The 14,047-nt window shown below is 72.2% G+C and carries 15 protein-coding genes and 1 tRNA gene; 8 read left to right on the forward strand and 8 right to left on the reverse strand.

What is annotated here, in order from left to right; translation table 11 throughout:
* Positions 1–235 precede the first annotated feature (235 nt).
* Both ACIF9R_RS29575 and ACIF9R_RS29580 read right to left on the reverse strand, forming a co-directional pair.
* On the reverse strand, positions 236–1,159 hold the full coding sequence (locus ACIF9R_RS29575) for a transketolase family protein (protein ID WP_399985448.1): 924 nt from the start codon (positions 1,157–1,159) through the stop codon (positions 236–238).
* A gap of 48 nt (positions 1,160–1,207) precedes the next feature.
* The gene (locus tag ACIF9R_RS29580; RefSeq protein ID WP_399985449.1) at positions 1,208–1,915 is read right to left on the reverse strand and encodes a transketolase; all 708 of its coding nucleotides are present in this window, start codon (positions 1,913–1,915) and stop codon (positions 1,208–1,210) included.
* A gap of 135 nt (positions 1,916–2,050) precedes the next feature.
* On the opposite strand from ACIF9R_RS29580, the gene ACIF9R_RS29585 reads away from it, so the two are divergent.
* From ACIF9R_RS29585 to ACIF9R_RS29605, 5 genes are all read left to right on the forward strand, one after another.
* Positions 2,051–2,124: transfer RNA gene (locus tag ACIF9R_RS29585), tRNA-Pro, on the forward strand.
* A 245-nt stretch (positions 2,125–2,369) separates the two neighbouring features.
* Positions 2,370–3,653, forward strand: a complete 1,284-nt coding sequence (locus ACIF9R_RS29590; protein WP_399985450.1) for an ABC transporter substrate-binding protein — start codon at positions 2,370–2,372, stop codon at positions 3,651–3,653.
* Positions 3,654–3,658: 5 nt separating this feature from the next.
* Positions 3,659–4,579, forward strand: a complete 921-nt coding sequence (locus tag ACIF9R_RS29595) for a carbohydrate ABC transporter permease (protein ID WP_399985529.1) — start codon at positions 3,659–3,661, stop codon at positions 4,577–4,579.
* Positions 4,579–5,412: a carbohydrate ABC transporter permease gene (locus ACIF9R_RS29600; protein ID WP_399985451.1), complete on the forward strand. Its 834-nt coding sequence runs from the start codon at positions 4,579–4,581 to the stop codon at positions 5,410–5,412. Before ACIF9R_RS29595 ends, ACIF9R_RS29600 begins: the two co-directional genes overlap by 1 nt.
* A 25-nt stretch (positions 5,413–5,437) precedes the next feature.
* On the forward strand, positions 5,438–6,616 hold the full coding sequence (locus tag ACIF9R_RS29605; protein WP_399985452.1) for an ABC transporter ATP-binding protein: 1,179 nt from the start codon (positions 5,438–5,440) through the stop codon (positions 6,614–6,616).
* Positions 6,617–6,625: 9 nt separating this feature from the next.
* Here ACIF9R_RS29605 and ACIF9R_RS29610 read toward each other — a convergent pair whose 3' ends face one another.
* The 5 genes from ACIF9R_RS29610 to ACIF9R_RS29630 form a co-directional block, all read right to left on the reverse strand.
* On the reverse strand, positions 6,626–7,162 hold the full coding sequence (locus ACIF9R_RS29610) for an NUDIX hydrolase family protein (RefSeq protein WP_399985453.1): 537 nt from the start codon (positions 7,160–7,162) through the stop codon (positions 6,626–6,628).
* A gap of 22 nt (positions 7,163–7,184) precedes the next feature.
* Positions 7,185–7,451 (reverse strand): hypothetical protein, encoded by a 267-nt coding sequence (locus ACIF9R_RS29615; RefSeq protein ID WP_399985454.1) that lies wholly within the window; start codon positions 7,449–7,451, stop codon positions 7,185–7,187.
* A gap of 112 nt (positions 7,452–7,563) precedes the next feature.
* Positions 7,564–8,223, reverse strand: a complete 660-nt coding sequence (locus ACIF9R_RS29620) for an endonuclease (protein ID WP_399985455.1) — start codon at positions 8,221–8,223, stop codon at positions 7,564–7,566.
* Between the two features lie 2 nt (positions 8,224–8,225).
* Positions 8,226–8,558 carry a DUF3140 domain-containing protein gene (locus tag ACIF9R_RS29625; protein WP_399985456.1) on the reverse strand — a complete coding sequence of 111 codons (333 nt, stop codon included), beginning with the start codon at positions 8,556–8,558 and terminating at the stop codon, positions 8,226–8,228.
* Positions 8,559–8,602: 44 nt separating this feature from the next.
* Entirely contained in the window at positions 8,603–9,085 is a 483-nt protein-coding gene (locus ACIF9R_RS29630) for a Dps family protein (protein ID WP_399985457.1), read from the reverse strand.
* A gap of 351 nt (positions 9,086–9,436) precedes the next feature.
* On the opposite strand from ACIF9R_RS29630, the gene ACIF9R_RS29635 reads away from it, so the two are divergent.
* Both ACIF9R_RS29635 and ACIF9R_RS29640 read left to right on the forward strand, forming a co-directional pair.
* Entirely contained in the window at positions 9,437–10,624 is a 1,188-nt protein-coding gene (locus ACIF9R_RS29635; protein WP_399985458.1) for a thiolase family protein, read from the forward strand.
* Between the two features lie 100 nt (positions 10,625–10,724).
* The gene (locus ACIF9R_RS29640; protein ID WP_399985459.1) at positions 10,725–11,498 is read left to right on the forward strand and encodes a sulfite exporter TauE/SafE family protein; all 774 of its coding nucleotides are present in this window, start codon (positions 10,725–10,727) and stop codon (positions 11,496–11,498) included.
* Here ACIF9R_RS29640 and ACIF9R_RS29645 read toward each other — a convergent pair.
* Positions 11,484–12,923, reverse strand: coding sequence for a diacylglycerol/lipid kinase family protein (locus ACIF9R_RS29645; RefSeq protein WP_399985460.1), 1,440 nt, complete (start codon positions 12,921–12,923; stop codon positions 11,484–11,486). The two genes, ACIF9R_RS29640 and ACIF9R_RS29645, sit on opposite strands and share 15 nt — an antisense overlap.
* A 108-nt stretch (positions 12,924–13,031) precedes the next feature.
* On the opposite strand from ACIF9R_RS29645, the gene ACIF9R_RS29650 reads away from it, so the two are divergent.
* Positions 13,032–13,781, forward strand: coding sequence for a cobalt-precorrin-6A reductase (locus tag ACIF9R_RS29650; protein WP_399985461.1), 750 nt, complete (start codon positions 13,032–13,034; stop codon positions 13,779–13,781).
* The last annotated feature ends 266 nt before the right edge of the window (positions 13,782–14,047 follow it).

Here is a 14,047-nt window from a genome sequence, read left to right on the forward strand (position 1 = left end):
AAAGAGGGCCCGGGGGCCGCGACGGTGCGCGGGACCGGCGGAAGGGCCGGCCGGAGGCGATCACGGGGAGCGGATCCCGGCCGGCCGAGGCAGTTCGCGCTGTTCCGTGAAGCCCGTGTGGTGGCCTGAGCCGCACGGCGGTGCGCGACCTGGTCCGCACGCAGGCACAGCCTGCCGCCTACGACTACGGCGCCCTACCCGGGGACGCGCGCCCGGGAGGATCCGGTCCGCCGCGTCAGGCGCCCGCCGGCACCGCCCCGCCCGCACCGGTGAAGCCCGCGATCCGGGCCCGAAGCGACCCCGCGTCCAGTCCGTGCGCCGCGATGTGCTCGTCGATCCGCCCGTACCGCCGCAGCTCGGCCCGGCCCACGCCCAGCCCCAGCACCCGGTGCGGCACATCGGCGAGCGCGTCGTTCGCCGCCGCCGTCGACGTGCCCGCCAGATACGGCTCCACGAGCACGACGTCCGTCCCGGCCGCCCCGGTGGCGTGGCGCAGGCCGGCCGCGTCGAAGGGCCGGACGGTCGTGGCGTACAGCACGGTGACGTCCAGGCCCTCCGTCGCGTCGAGCACGGCGTCCAGCATCGGTCCGACGGCGACCACCACCCCGGAGCGTCCTTCGCGCACGGTACGCAGCCGCTCCCCGCCCACGGGCAGCCCCTGCGCGTTGGACTGCAACGACAGCCGTACGTACACCTTGTCGTCGCCCGCGGCGACCGCGCGCCGCAGCAGTGTCTCGGCCTCGTCCGGATGCCCCGGCACATGCACGGTCCAGCCGTCCAGGGTGTCCAGCAGCGCCACATCGCCCGGGGCCATGTGCGTGTATCCGCCGGCCGGCCAGTCGAAGGAGGCAGCGGCGCTCACCAGCACCGCCCCCACGTCCTGGTGTCCCAGGTCCAGCTTGACCTGCTCGAACGGCCGCTCGACGAGAAAGCTCGCGAAGGTGTGCACGACGGGCCGCAGCCCGGTCAGCGCCATCCCGGCCGCCGCACCGACCAGCAGCTGTTCCCGGATGCCCACATTGACGACCCGGTCCGGATGCCGGCGCAGTGCCTCGCCGAAACCGTCCGCACCGATCTCGGCGAGAACCACCGCGACCCGCGGGTCCTCGTCGAGCAGCCGGGTCACGACGGGGGCTAAACGCTCACGCATGGTGTCCACGGAGATCTGTCCTTTCCTTGAGAACGAATGACGGCAACGAGGCGGGGTTCACGGGTTCTTCGGCTCGACCCGGGCCACCACCGCGTGCGGCCGGCCCGGGTGCGGCGCGGTGAACGCCGCGTACAGCGCCTCGTGGTCACGGCCGTCGACCGTGAGCGCGGACCAGCCCGCGGCCTCGAAGCGCGCGGTGATCCCGCCCGGCCGGGCGTACGACGCGGAGGAGTTGTCGATGACGACGGTGTGCAGCCGCTCCAGACCGGCCGGCCCGGCGAAGGCGATCGCCTCGTGGTTGCTGCCTTCGTCCAGCTCGGCGTCGCCGACCAGCGTCCACACCCGCGGCTCGTCGAGTCCCTGGGCGCGCAGGCCCAGCGCCGTCCCGACGGCGATCGGCAGCCCGTGGCCCAGCGAACCGCTGCCGATCTCCGCCCCGGGGACCAGTACACGGTCCGGGTGGTGGCCGAGCGGAGAGTCGTACGAGCCGAACCCCGGCAGCCAGTCGGGCGGCAGGAAGCCCTTGGCGGCCAGCACGGCGTAGTACGCCATGGGCCCGTGCCCCTTGGACAGCAGGAAGCGGTCCCGCCCGGGGTCGTCCATCCGCTCCGGCCCGACCCGTAGCACCCGGTCGTACAGCACCCACAGCGCGTCCAGCGTCGATGTCGCGGCGGGACCGTGCTTCTCGTCACCGGTCATCAGCCCCATCAGGGCCGGCAGATCCGTGAACCCGTACGCGCCCGCGCGTTCCTCGGTGATCGTCATACGGCCATCGTTCAACCTCAACCGAACTTCAGGTCAAGCGCCAGGTGCCGGTAAACGGATGCGCGATCACCGCCCCGAGTGCGGTATGGTTTCCATGCGCGATCGGCCGGGGGAATCCCCAGGTCAGACGGGCAACGGGACGTGGCGCAGCTTGGTAGCGCACTTGACTGGGGGTCAAGGGGTCGCAGGTTCAAATCCTGTCGTCCCGACTTGCCGAGTGGCAGGTCAGGGTCGTTTCAGAGACATCTGAAGCGGCCCTTTCGTCATTCCCGGCGGGGTTCGCGCCGCCGTGCCGGTCCGACGGCGCCTCCTCCCTTCCCGGACACCGAGTGCACATGGGTGATATCCCCTGAATGTCCTTGATGTCGTCCTGAGTGCTGCCTAACGTTCGCCGAAGGCTCCGCCGCGGGACCCGACACCCGCGCCGTGAAACCGGAAGCGAGGTGTGGAGGGCGTGCACGCGAGGCGAGGGCGTACCGGAGGACCGCGACGGACGCGGGCGCTGGTCGCGCTGACCCTGCTGGCATCGGCGCTCGCCGCCTGCGGAGGCGACGAGGGCACCTCCCGGCCCACCCTCAACTGGTACAACTTCCCGGACGACTCCGGCGCCCTGCAGCAGGCCGCCGACCGGTGCAGCCGGGCGTCCGGCGGCCGCTACCGGATCAGTTACCACAAGCTGCCCCGGGCCGCCGACGGTCAGCGCCAGCAGATGGTGCGCAGGCTCGCCGCCGAGGACGACTCGCTCGACATCCTGGGCCTGGACGTCACCTGGGCCGCCGAGTTCGCCGAGGCGCGCTGGATCCGGGAGTGGACCGGGGAGAACAAACGCCGGGCCACCGAGGGCACCCTCCGCGTCCCCCTGCGGACGGCCACCTGGAAGGACAAGCTGTACGCCGTCCCGTACAACACCAACGTCCAGCTCCTGTGGTACCGCAGGGACCTGGTGCCCACCCCGCCGAAGACCTGGTCCGAGATGCTGGAGATGTCCCGCGACCTCGCCCGGCGGGGCGAACCGCACTACGTGGAGATCCAGGGCGCCCAGTACGAGGGCCTCACCGTCTGGTTCAACTCCCTGGTCAACAGCGCCGGCGGCACCATCCTCAACCCGAGCGCCACCGAGCCCTCGCTCGGCCCGCCCGCCGTGCGGGCCGCGTCGATCATGCGCGACCTCGCGAACTCCCCGGCCGCCGACCCCTCCCTGCCCAATCAGATGGAGGACCAGAACCGCCTGGCCATGGAGTCGGGCGTGGCGGCCTTCGAGATCAACTACCCCTTCGTCTATCCGTCGATGAGGTCGAACAACCCGCAGCTGTTCAAGGACTTCCGCTGGGCGCCCTACCCCCGCGTCGACGCCGACCGGCCCGCCCGGCCCACCATCGGCGGCATCGACCTCGCCGTCAGCGCCTACTCCCGCCACCCCGACCTGGCCTTCGAGGCCGCCCTGTGCCTGCGCGACCGGGAGAACCAGCTCACTGCCGCACTCGAGGGCGGACTCCCGCCCACCCTGCGCGCCCTGTACGACGACCCGCAGTTCATGAAGGAGTACCCCTTCTCCAAGGAGGTGCTGAGCTCCCTGGAGTCGGCGAGCGTGCGGCCGGTCACTCCCGCCTACCAGAACGTGTCGATCACCGTCTCCCACACCCTGTCCCCGCCGTCCGGGATCAAGCCCGAGAGCGCGGTGGACACCATCGGGGACCAGATCGACCAGGCCCTGCGATCCGAGGGTGTGATCCCGTGAGCACCATGGCAGAGCCGGCGAAGGACAGGACGAGGACGAGGAAGACCCCCTCGGCCGGCGCCAGACAGGAGCGCCGGCTCGGCTGGCTGCTGTGCGCACCGGCCGTCCTGGTCATGACCGCCGTGACCGCCTATCCCATCGGCTACGCGGTCTACCTGTCGCTCCAGCGCTACGACCTGCGCTTCCCCGCGCGGGCCGAGTTCGTGGGGCTGAGCAACTACGGGTCGGTGCTGTCCTCGCCGTACTGGTGGGACGCCTTCTGGGTCACGCTGTTCCTCACCGTCGTGTCGGTGGCCATCGAACTCGTCCTCGGCATGGGCCTCGCCCTGGTGATGCACCGCACGCTCTTCGCGCGCGGCACGGTGCGCACGGCGGTGCTCATCCCGTACGGCATCGTCACCGTCGTCGCCGCCTTCTCCTGGCAGTACGCCTGGACGCCCGAACTCGGCTACCTCGCCGAGCTGTTGCCCAGCGGCGAGGCCCCGCTCACCGAACAGTGGCCCGCGCTGTGGCTGATCGTCCTCGCGGAGGTGTGGAAGACCACCCCGTTCATGGCGCTGCTCCTGCTGGCGGGCCTCGCCCTGGTCCCGGAGGAGACCCTGAAGGCCGCCATGGTCGACGGCGCCACCCCCTGGCAGCGGTTCACCAAGGTCATGCTGCCGCTGATGAAACCGGCCATCCTGGTCGCCCTGCTCTTCCGCACCCTGGACGCCTTCCGGATCTTCGACAACATCTACGTCCTGACCTCGGGCGCCCACGGCACCGGATCCCTCTCCATCCTCGGCTACGACAACCTGTTCACCGCGCTGAACCTGGGCATCGGGTCGGCGATCTCGGTCCTGATCTTCCTCTGCGTCGGGATCATCGCCTTCACCTTCGTCAAGCTGTTCGGCGCCGCCGCACCCGGCGCGGAGGTGAAGCGCTGATGGCCGCCGCGGGCAGGACACACGCGACCCGGTGGGCCGTCGTCAACGTCGTCGTGGTGCTGTACGCCCTGTTCCCGGTGTGGTGGATCGCCGCACTGTCGTTCAAGGACCCGGGCACCCTCACCGACGGCGACTACATCCCCCGGGACTGGACCTTCGAGAACTACCGGGGCATCTTCGCGACCTCCGAGTTCACCCGGGCGCTGATCAACTCGATCGGTATCGCCCTGATCGCCACCCTGATCGCGGTGGCCCTCGGCACCATGGCCGCCTACGCGGTGGCCCGGCTGCGGTTCCCCGGCAAGCAGGTCCTCATCGGCATGTCGCTGCTCATCGCCATGTTCCCGCCGATCTCCCTGGTGTCCCCGCTGTTCGAGATCGAGCGGATCATCGGGATCTTCGACACCTGGCTCGGGCTGATCATCCCGTACATGACCTTCTCGCTGCCGCTGGCGATCTACACCCTGTCGGCGTTCTTCCGGGAGATCCCCTGGGACCTGGAGAAGGCGGCCAAGGTGGACGGGGCCACTCCCGCGCAGGCCTTCCGGCTGGTCATCGTGCCGCTGGCCGCTCCGGGCGTGTTCACCACGGCCATCCTCGTGTTCATCTTCTGCTGGAACGACTTCCTCTTCGCGATCTCGCTGACCTCCACCGAGTCCGCGCGCACGGTGCCCGCCGCGATCGCGTTCTTCACCGGCAGCTCACAGTTCCAGCAGCCCACCGGGTCGATCGCCGCCGCAGCCGTGGTGATCACCGTCCCGATCATCATCTTCGTCCTGCTCTTCCAGCGGCGGATCGTCGCCGGACTCACCTCCGGCGCGGTCAAGGGATGAGTACGAAGGCAAGGAGAGACCAGCCATGGCCGAGATCGTCCTCGAGGGAGTCACCAAGCGCTTTCCCGATGGCTCCGTCGCCGTGCGGGACGTGGACCTGGACATCGCCGACGGGGAGTTCGTGATCCTGGTCGGCCCCTCGGGATGTGGCAAGTCGACCACCCTGAACATGATCGCCGGCCTCGAGGACATCACCGAGGGCACGCTGCGCATCGGCGGACGGGTCGTCAACGACCTCGCCCCCAAGGAGCGCGACGTCGCCATGGTGTTCCAGAGCTACGCCCTCTACCCGCACATGAGCGTCCGGGAGAACATGGGCTTCCCGCTGAAGCTGGCGAAGGTGGACAAGGCCACCATCGACAGCAAGGTCGAGGAGGCCGCCCGGGTGCTCGACCTGAGCGAGTTCCTGGACCGCAAACCCGCCAACCTCTCCGGCGGCCAGCGCCAGCGGGTGGCCATGGGACGGGCGATCGTCCGCGACCCCAAGGCCTTCCTCATGGACGAGCCGCTGTCCAACCTGGACGCCAAGCTCCGGGTGCAGATGCGCACGCAGATCTCCCGGCTGCAACGCCGCCTGGGCACCACCACCGTGTACGTCACCCACGACCAGACCGAGGCGATGACCCTCGGCGACCGGGTCGTCGTCATGCGCCAGGGCCTGGTCCAGCAGATCGGCACCCCGGCCGAGCTCTACGACACGCCGCGCAACCTGTTCGTCGCCGGTTTCATCGGCTCCCCGGCGATGAACTTCCTCAACGCCTCCCTGTCCGGGGCCGGCCTGCGCACCCCGTTGGGCGACCTGCCGCTCGACGACCGCGCGCGCCAGGGGCTGGAGCAGCGCAAGGCCCCCCGTGAGGTCATCCTGGGCCTGCGCCCCGAGGCCTTCGAGGACGCGAGCCTGGCCCGCGACACGGGAGGGCCCCTCGTCACCGCCACCGTGGACGTACTGGAGTCCCTGGGCTCCGACGCGTACGTCTACTTCAGCGCCGAGGGCGGACCGGTGACCACCGCCGAGCTGGAGGAACTGGCCATGGACTCGGGCCTGCGCGACACCGGCGCCGGGACGGCCCAGCAGATCGTGGCCCGGCTGGACGCCGCCACCCGCGCCCGTGAGGGCGCAGCCGTCGAACTCCGGGTCGACATGGGCAGGGCCCATGTCTTCGACCCGTCGACGGGCAGCAACCTCACCCACCCACAGCGCTGACGCCGTCCGTCAGATCGCGCAGCCCGCGTGCGCCAGCGCCTGCTTCAGCAGCACCCCGTGCCCGCCCGGCATCTCGCTCTGCACCGCCGGCGACACGGCTTCCCGCGGGCTGAACCACACCAGATCCAGCGCGTCCTGCCGGGGCCGGCAGTCACCCGTCACCGGCACGATGTACGCCAGCGACACCGCGTGCTGACGAGGATCGTGGAACGCGGTGACGCCCTGGGTGGGGAAGTACTCGGCGACCGTGAACGGCTGGAGCGACGCCGGCACGCGCGGCAGCGCGACCGGACCGAGATCCTTCTCCAGATGGCGCAGCAGGGCGTCCCGGACGCGTTCGTGATGGAGCACCCGGCCGGAGACCAGGGTCCGGCTGACCGTTCCGTCGGGCCCGATGCGCAGCAGCAGGCCGACGCTGGTGACTTCACCACTGTCGTCGACACGCACGGGGACGGCCTCGACGTACAGGATCGGCATCCGGGCCCGCGCCATCTCCAGATCGTCGGAGGTCAGCCAGCCCGGCGTGGTTTCGGTCGTGTCAGACATTGCTTGATCATACTTTCAGCGGTCAGGGCTTCAGGGCCACCGCGCCGTACTGCGGCACCACACGGTTGGAACCGGACGCGGCACGTTCGTCGAGGGACTCGCGTGCGATGCCGGCGGCACCGCGGGCGGTGTTCGGGGGAGTGGCGTTCGCGTTCCAGGACTCCGGCGCCGCCGCCATGATCCGGCGCTCGATGTCCCGGGCCTGGCCGGCGCTCCACACCCGCGCGTGGTGCGCCACACCGGTGTTCGGCCGTGCCGACCCGCTCGGCGGGGTGCGGCTCTCGTTCACGTCGTCTCCCTCTCCCCTGCCCGTACGGCGCTGTCGGACCACCGTCATTGTGCCCCGAGGTGATCACGTTGTCCCGTGAACGGGGGAGAGGGCAGGGACGGTTGCCGGGCCGTCAGGACGCGGCCCGGCTCCGCACCTCCCCGGCCACCTCCTTGTCGGTCGCGGCACGCACCAACGCGGCCGCGAGCACGGCGGGTTCGGTGCGCCCCGCCAGGCCGGCCAGGCGCTCCGGGTCCTGCGGCAGGTCCAGCCGTCGCGCGCCCTGGAGGGCCTTCGCGTCCAGGTACGGGGCTGTCTCCGGCCAGACGCGCTGGGCCTCGCGCAGGAAGATGTCCGCACCGGTGGGACCGATTCCCGGGAACTCCCGCAGCAGACGGCGCAGTGCGCCCACATCGCCGTCCGCCTCCTCGCGGAGCCTGCGCAGATCACCGCCCCAGCGCTCGGTCAACAACTCGGCGGCCTCGCCCAGTTGGGTGGCGGTGCGCTCGTCGTAGCGCCGGTAGCCGCCGCGGCCGAGCGCGTCCACCCGTTCCTGCCAGTCGGCCCCGGCCATGCGACGGGGGTCGCGCAGCCCCGCCTCGTGCAGCGCACGGGCGGAGGCCACGGCGATCGACCCCTTGATGCGGGCACTGAGCAGATGGGCCAGCACCAGCAGCCGGTACAGCGGCTGCGGCGCGTCGCGCAGCCGGATGCCGGCCTCTTCCGCGTACGTCTCGCCGTGCGTGTCGACGAGGGTCCGCACCACGGTCCGCTCCTCGTCCCGGCCGGTCATGGTCAGGCCTTGAGCGGGTCGTGGCCGAGGGTCATCAACCGGTGCCGGAGGCCGGTGTCCTCGGCCACGGGCTCGTTCTCCGGGTCCGTCCGCTCGGTGACGGCGTCCACGACCTCCTCCATCACCCGCAGATCGTTCTCGGTGAGGTCGGTGCGGCGCTTCTGCAGGATGGCGAGGACATGTTGCCCGGTCCCGGAACCCGCCCGGTCGGGCAGCGGTTCGCTCGTCTCGCCGGCGTCGCTCACCCGCAGCCAGGCCGCCAGTTCCGCCGAGGTCATGTTCACCACGCGGTGGAAGTCCTCCCACAGCGCGTCCCTTTCGAGGGCGTCGCTCATGATGTGCCCCTTGCCTGCGTGTACTTCGGTGCCGGGGCGGTCGGTCAGGACCCGCCGGGGGCGTTCTCCGCCTCGAACATCCAGCGCTGCTTCTCCAGTTCCGCGGTGATCGAGATCAGCAGGTCCTGCGTGACCGGGTCCGCCTTCTCGGTGACGTCGATGCGCTCGCGCAGGCGCGTGATCGCCGCGCCCAGCGCCTCCGTCATCACCTGCACCGCCTCCGAGTCGCGCAGCCAGCCCTCCTTCGGGGCGGGCAGCGAGAAGACCTTGGCGATGGTCTCCGGGCGGCCGTCCGGCGGCACGCCCAGCGCGGCGGCCCGCTCGGCCACCGTGTCGGCCTGGGTGCGCGTGGCGGACACCACCTCGTCCAGCTGGAGGTGGACGGAACGGAACCGCGGACCCACGACGTTCCAGTGCGCCTGCTTTCCGATCAGTGACAGCCCGAGCAGGTCCACCAGGGTGTCCTGGAGCGCCTCGCAGGATATCCGGCGGGCCTCGTCGGGCAGGGTGCTCCTTACGACGGTCATGAAGTGCCGCTCCTCCTTCTCGTTTCGTCCGTGGTCCCGCCGAGCCGGGCCCCGCGCTGGTTCTCGCCGCCGCCGTCCCGGTCACCACGCCCGGGGCCGGTCCGCTGTCGGGAGTTCCGGGCCCTCGCCCGCGCGGGCCGCGCTCCGCGACCACTCCGTGAACGCGCGGGTGCCCGCGGCCCTCCGGCGCAAACCCGGGGGCCGGCGCGGCGGGGATCTTCCCAGCGAGCCGGCCGCCGGTCTATAGTCCGAAAACTAGCAGTGCTCATCACGAGGAGACCCGCCGGTCAAGGCACCATCGGTCACCGCCGGTCACGGCACCATGACCGGCGCGGGGTCAGGAGACCTGTCGTGCGTCCCGTCCACTTCGCCGTCGCCCGCCGCACCCCCATCGGCAAGCTGCGCGGCGCCCTTTCCACGGTCCGGCCCGACGACCTCGCCGCCGCCGTGATCCGCGCCCTGGTCGCCGACGTGCCCGCGCTGGACCCGGCCCGAGTCGACGACGTCTACTGGGGCGCCGCCAACCAGGCCGGCGAGGACAACCGCAACGTCGCCCGCATGGCCGCCCTGCTCGCAGGGCTTCCCGAGTCCGTCCCCGGTGCCACGGTCAACCGGCTGTGCGCCTCCGGGCTCGAGGCGGTCACCGCCGCCGCCCGCACCATCGCGGCCGGCGAGGCCGACATCGTGATCGCGGGTGGCTCCGAGTCGATGAGCCGCGCCCCGTTCGTCCTGCCCCGCCCCGACGAGGCCCTCCCGCACCGCATGGAGACCGCCGACACCCGTCTGGGCTGGCGGCTGGTCAACCCCGCGATGAAGGAGCTGCACGGACTGCTGGCCATGGGGGAGACGGCCGAGGAGGTCGCCGTCCGGTACGGCATCGCGCGGGAGCGCCAGGACGAGTTCGCCCTGCGCAGTCACCGGCGCGCCGCCGACGCCCAAAAGAACGGCCACTTCGACGACGAACTCCTCCCCGTGACCCGGCCGGACGGGGTGGTCGTCGACACCGACGAGTGCGTCCGTGAGGACACCTCGGCCGAGAAGCTGGCCCGGCTGAAGCCCGTCTTCCGGGCCGGCGGTTCGGTGACCGCGGGCAACGCGTCCCCAATGAACGACGGCGCGGCGGGCCTGATCCTGGTCAGCGAGGAGGCCCTGAACGAACTGGGCCTTGAGTCCCTCGGCCGCTACACCGCCGGTGCCTCCGCGGGCGTCCACCCGGACGTCATGGGCATCGGCCCGGTCCCCGCCACGCGCAAGGCGCTCGCCCGCGTCGGCTGGACCATCGGCGACCTCCAGGAGGCCGAGTTCAACGAGGCGTTCGCCGCCCAGGCCCTTGCCTGCGTGGACCAGCTCGGCATCGACCCCGAACTGGTCAACCCCAGCGGCGGCGCGATCGCGCTGGGCCACCCGCTGGGCTGCTCCGGCGCCCGCATCCTCACCACCCTCCTCCACCGGATGCGCCGCACCGGCGCCGAACGCGGCCTGGCGACGATGTGCGTGGGTGTGGGGCAGGGGAGCGCGGTGCTGGTCGAGCGGCACTGACCCGCTGGTCGAGCGGCACTGACCGCGCATCCTCCGGGAGTCGTCAGGCGAGACGGTCCTTACACGGGCCCGGTGCCCCGGCATAACATCGGTTCCCGCAATGAACACCATGACCCACTGGCACCTGGGCGGCTGGGAATTCGCCGCGCTCGCCTTCGCCGCCCTGCTCGTCGGTTTCTCCAAGACCGCCGTCAGCGGGGCCAACACGGTCAGCCTGGCGATCTTCGCCGCGGTCCTGCCCGCCCGCGCCTCCACCGGCGTCCTGCTGCCCATCCTGATCGCCGGGGACGTACTCGCCGTCCTCGTCTACCGCCGGCACGCCCACTGGCCCACGCTGTGGCGGCTGTTCCCGGCGGTCGGGGCGGGCGTCGTCGTCGGCACCGTGTTCCTGATGTGGGCGGACGACGGGAGCGTACGGACCTCGATCGGAGCGATCCTGCTGCTGATGGCCGGGGTGACGGTGTGGCGGCGGCGCACGGCCGACGCCGGGGAGGAACCGGACGGGGTCACCACGAGGGCCGGCCGTGCGAAGGCCCGCTCCTACGGCGTCCTCGGGGGCTTCACCACCATGGTCGCCAACGCGGGCGGCCCGGTGATGTCGCTGTACCTGCTGTCCGCCGGCTTCCGGAAGCTGGGCTTCCTGGGGACCTCGGCGTTCTTCTTCCTCATCGTCAACACCTCCAAGCTGCCGTTCAGCGCCGGGCTCGGTCTCATCGACGCCGACTCGCTGCTGCTCGACGCCGTGCTCGTGCTGTTCGTCGTGCCGGGCGCGTTGCTCGGCAGATGGGCCGTGCACCGGATCAACCAGCGGCTCTTCGAGCAGCTGGTGATCGCGGCGACCGTGGTGGGCGGCGTGCAGCTACTGGTGGGCTGAGGAGGACCCCGCCGACTCGTGCCGCTCACCCGGACCCGGGTCCCCGTGCGGCCGGTCCGGCGCGGCGGCGTGGGGCCGGTGGAGCCGGCCCGGCGCCGCGGTACGGCCGACCGTCGCCGCCAGCTTGCGCAGGCGCCGCCAGTCCATCCGGGGCGGGGCCGGGGCGACGCCGGGCCGCTTGCGCGGGACCCGCACCCGGAGCGCACCCGGTGCGATACGGCAGCGCACGGGGGCGGGCAGCACCATCGCCTCCCCGTCCACGCCGGCCTCGATCTCCTCCCGGTCGGCCTCGATGAGGACCTCGGGGGCGGTCAGGACGGTGAGCCCGCTCGGGTCCGGGTTCAGCAACAGGGCGGCGGCACCGACGGCGCCCTCCAGCTTGACCCCGAGCACGCCGAGCGCGGCGGAGTCGAGCCGCTCGCGCCGGCCCAGCCCGAAGGGGTCACCGGTGCGGTACGGATTGTTGCTGACCAGCACGGCCTGCGGAGCGGTGAGCGTCGTGTCCCCCGCGCGCGCCACCAGCCGGGGCCCCTGCTGCCCGGTGAGGAGCTCCGGCAGCATCTCCAGGCTGGTGCCGATCTTGTCGTCCCGGTACGCGGGGCTCTGCACGATCGCCGCGTACGCGCCGAAGGAGGCGTTGTTCACGAAGGGCTGCTCACCGGCGAACCCCAGGTCGACACGGATCTCCACCCCGTCGGTGAGCGCGTCGAGACAAGCGGCCGGGTTCCCCCGGTCGAGACCGAGATCCAGGGCGAAGTGGTTACGGGTCCCGGCGCTGATGACCAGGAACGGGATGTCGTGCTCGGCGGCCACGGCCGCCACCAGCGCCTGCGTGCCGTCGCCGCCGGCGGCGCCCAGCAGATCGGCGCCGTCCGCGACGGCGGCCCGGGCCAGCTCGGTCACATCGTGCTGCTTGCCCGGTTCGAGGAGCACCACGCGTGCGCCCAGCCGCTCGGCCTTCTCCCGCAGCCGGAACCGGCCCACCTTGCCGCCGCCCGACCGGGGATTCATGATCAGCACCGGCTTCCGGGGCGGCGGCAGCCGCCGCTCCCGTACGTGGGCGTGGGCGTGGCCGTGGCCCGCGCCGCGCAGCGCGAATCTGCCGCTCCACACCGCCAGACCCCACAGGGCCAGGGACACCAGCAGCGCCCAGAACAGCGTCACGGCGAACAGGGCGAGCAGAGCGGCGGGCACACACACGGCGATCAGTGCCGACAGCCACCGCAGCGGTCCCCGCCGGGTCAGCGTCCACCACACGGCGGCGGCGCTGAGCGCAAGACCCGCGACCCCGCACACCAGCAGCAGCAGGCCGCGCAGCCCGCCGTAGACCAAGGGGGTCGCCACCGCGAGCGCGGCGGCGGTCAACGCCCCCCGCGCCGCCCAACGCTGGGCGTGATAGCCCCGCTCGCTCCAGTCCACGGCCATGACTCCTCCAGTCGCCCGGCGTCATCGTAGGGCGTGTACGTACATGCGTGCGGCCGGATGACGATCACCGACGGACGGTCCGGGGCCGGGCCTCGTACCCTCGTCCCCATGCTCCCGCATGTCCTGGTCCTCGGCGGCACCACCGAGGCACGCGAACTGGCCGCCGCCCTGGCCGGCCGCCCCGGCACCAGGGTGACCACGTCCCTCGCCGGACGGGTGCGGCGGCCGGGCGAGGTCGCCGGCGACCTGCGCGTGGGGGGATTCGGCGGGGCGGAGGGACTGGCCGCCTGGCTGCGCGAGCGACGCGTGGACGCCGTGGCCGACGCGACGCATCCGTTCGCCGAAACGATCACGGCGAACGCGGCACGGGCCGCGGCCGCCACCGGAGTGCCGCTGGTGGTGCTGCGCCGCCCGGGCTGGCGACCGGGCCCGGGGGACCGCTGGCACCCGGTCCCCTCCCTGGCGGCGGCGGCCGACCTGCTGCCCCGGCTCGGACGCCGGGTGTTCCTCACGACCGGCAGGCTGGGCCTCGCGGCCTTCGCCCATCTGACGGAACCGCACTTCGTCATCCGCTCGGTGGAACCCCCCGAGCCGCCCCTGCCGGCGCACACGCACATCCTGCTGGCCCGCGGCCCCTTCACCGTGGCCGACGAGACCGCCCTGCTGCGTGACCACCGCATCGACGTACTGGTGACGAAGGACAGCGGCGGAGCGGCGACCTCCGCCAAACTCACCGCGGCCCGCGACCTCGCCCTCCCGGTCGTCGTCGTACAACGCCCGCCCCTCCCGGCCGGCGTCACCCCGGCCACCGACGTACCGTCGGCCCTCCACGCCCTGGACGCCCTCACCCGCCCCTGACCCGGACGGCTCCGCGCTCTCTCCGTCCGGTCGTGCGGGGCGGGTTGTCGGGCATCCGGAGGGCTGATGCTCCGTGCGTCCTGCACGGCGCGCCGCTGCCGGAGGGTGTCACCCCCGGTGGGCGACGTACCGGCGATCCCGCGCCGGCTGCACGTCCCTGCCCGCCTCCGACCTGGGCGGCTCGTTCCCTGTCCGGCCCCGCGCCTTCCTCGGCCGGTCGTGCGGGGCGGAGGTCATGCCTTGTGCTGTCCCGCACGACGGGTTGT

The organism is Streptomyces sp. NPDC086080 (genome assembly GCF_044540255.1).
Classification (GTDB): domain Bacteria; phylum Actinomycetota; class Actinomycetes; order Streptomycetales; family Streptomycetaceae; genus Streptomyces.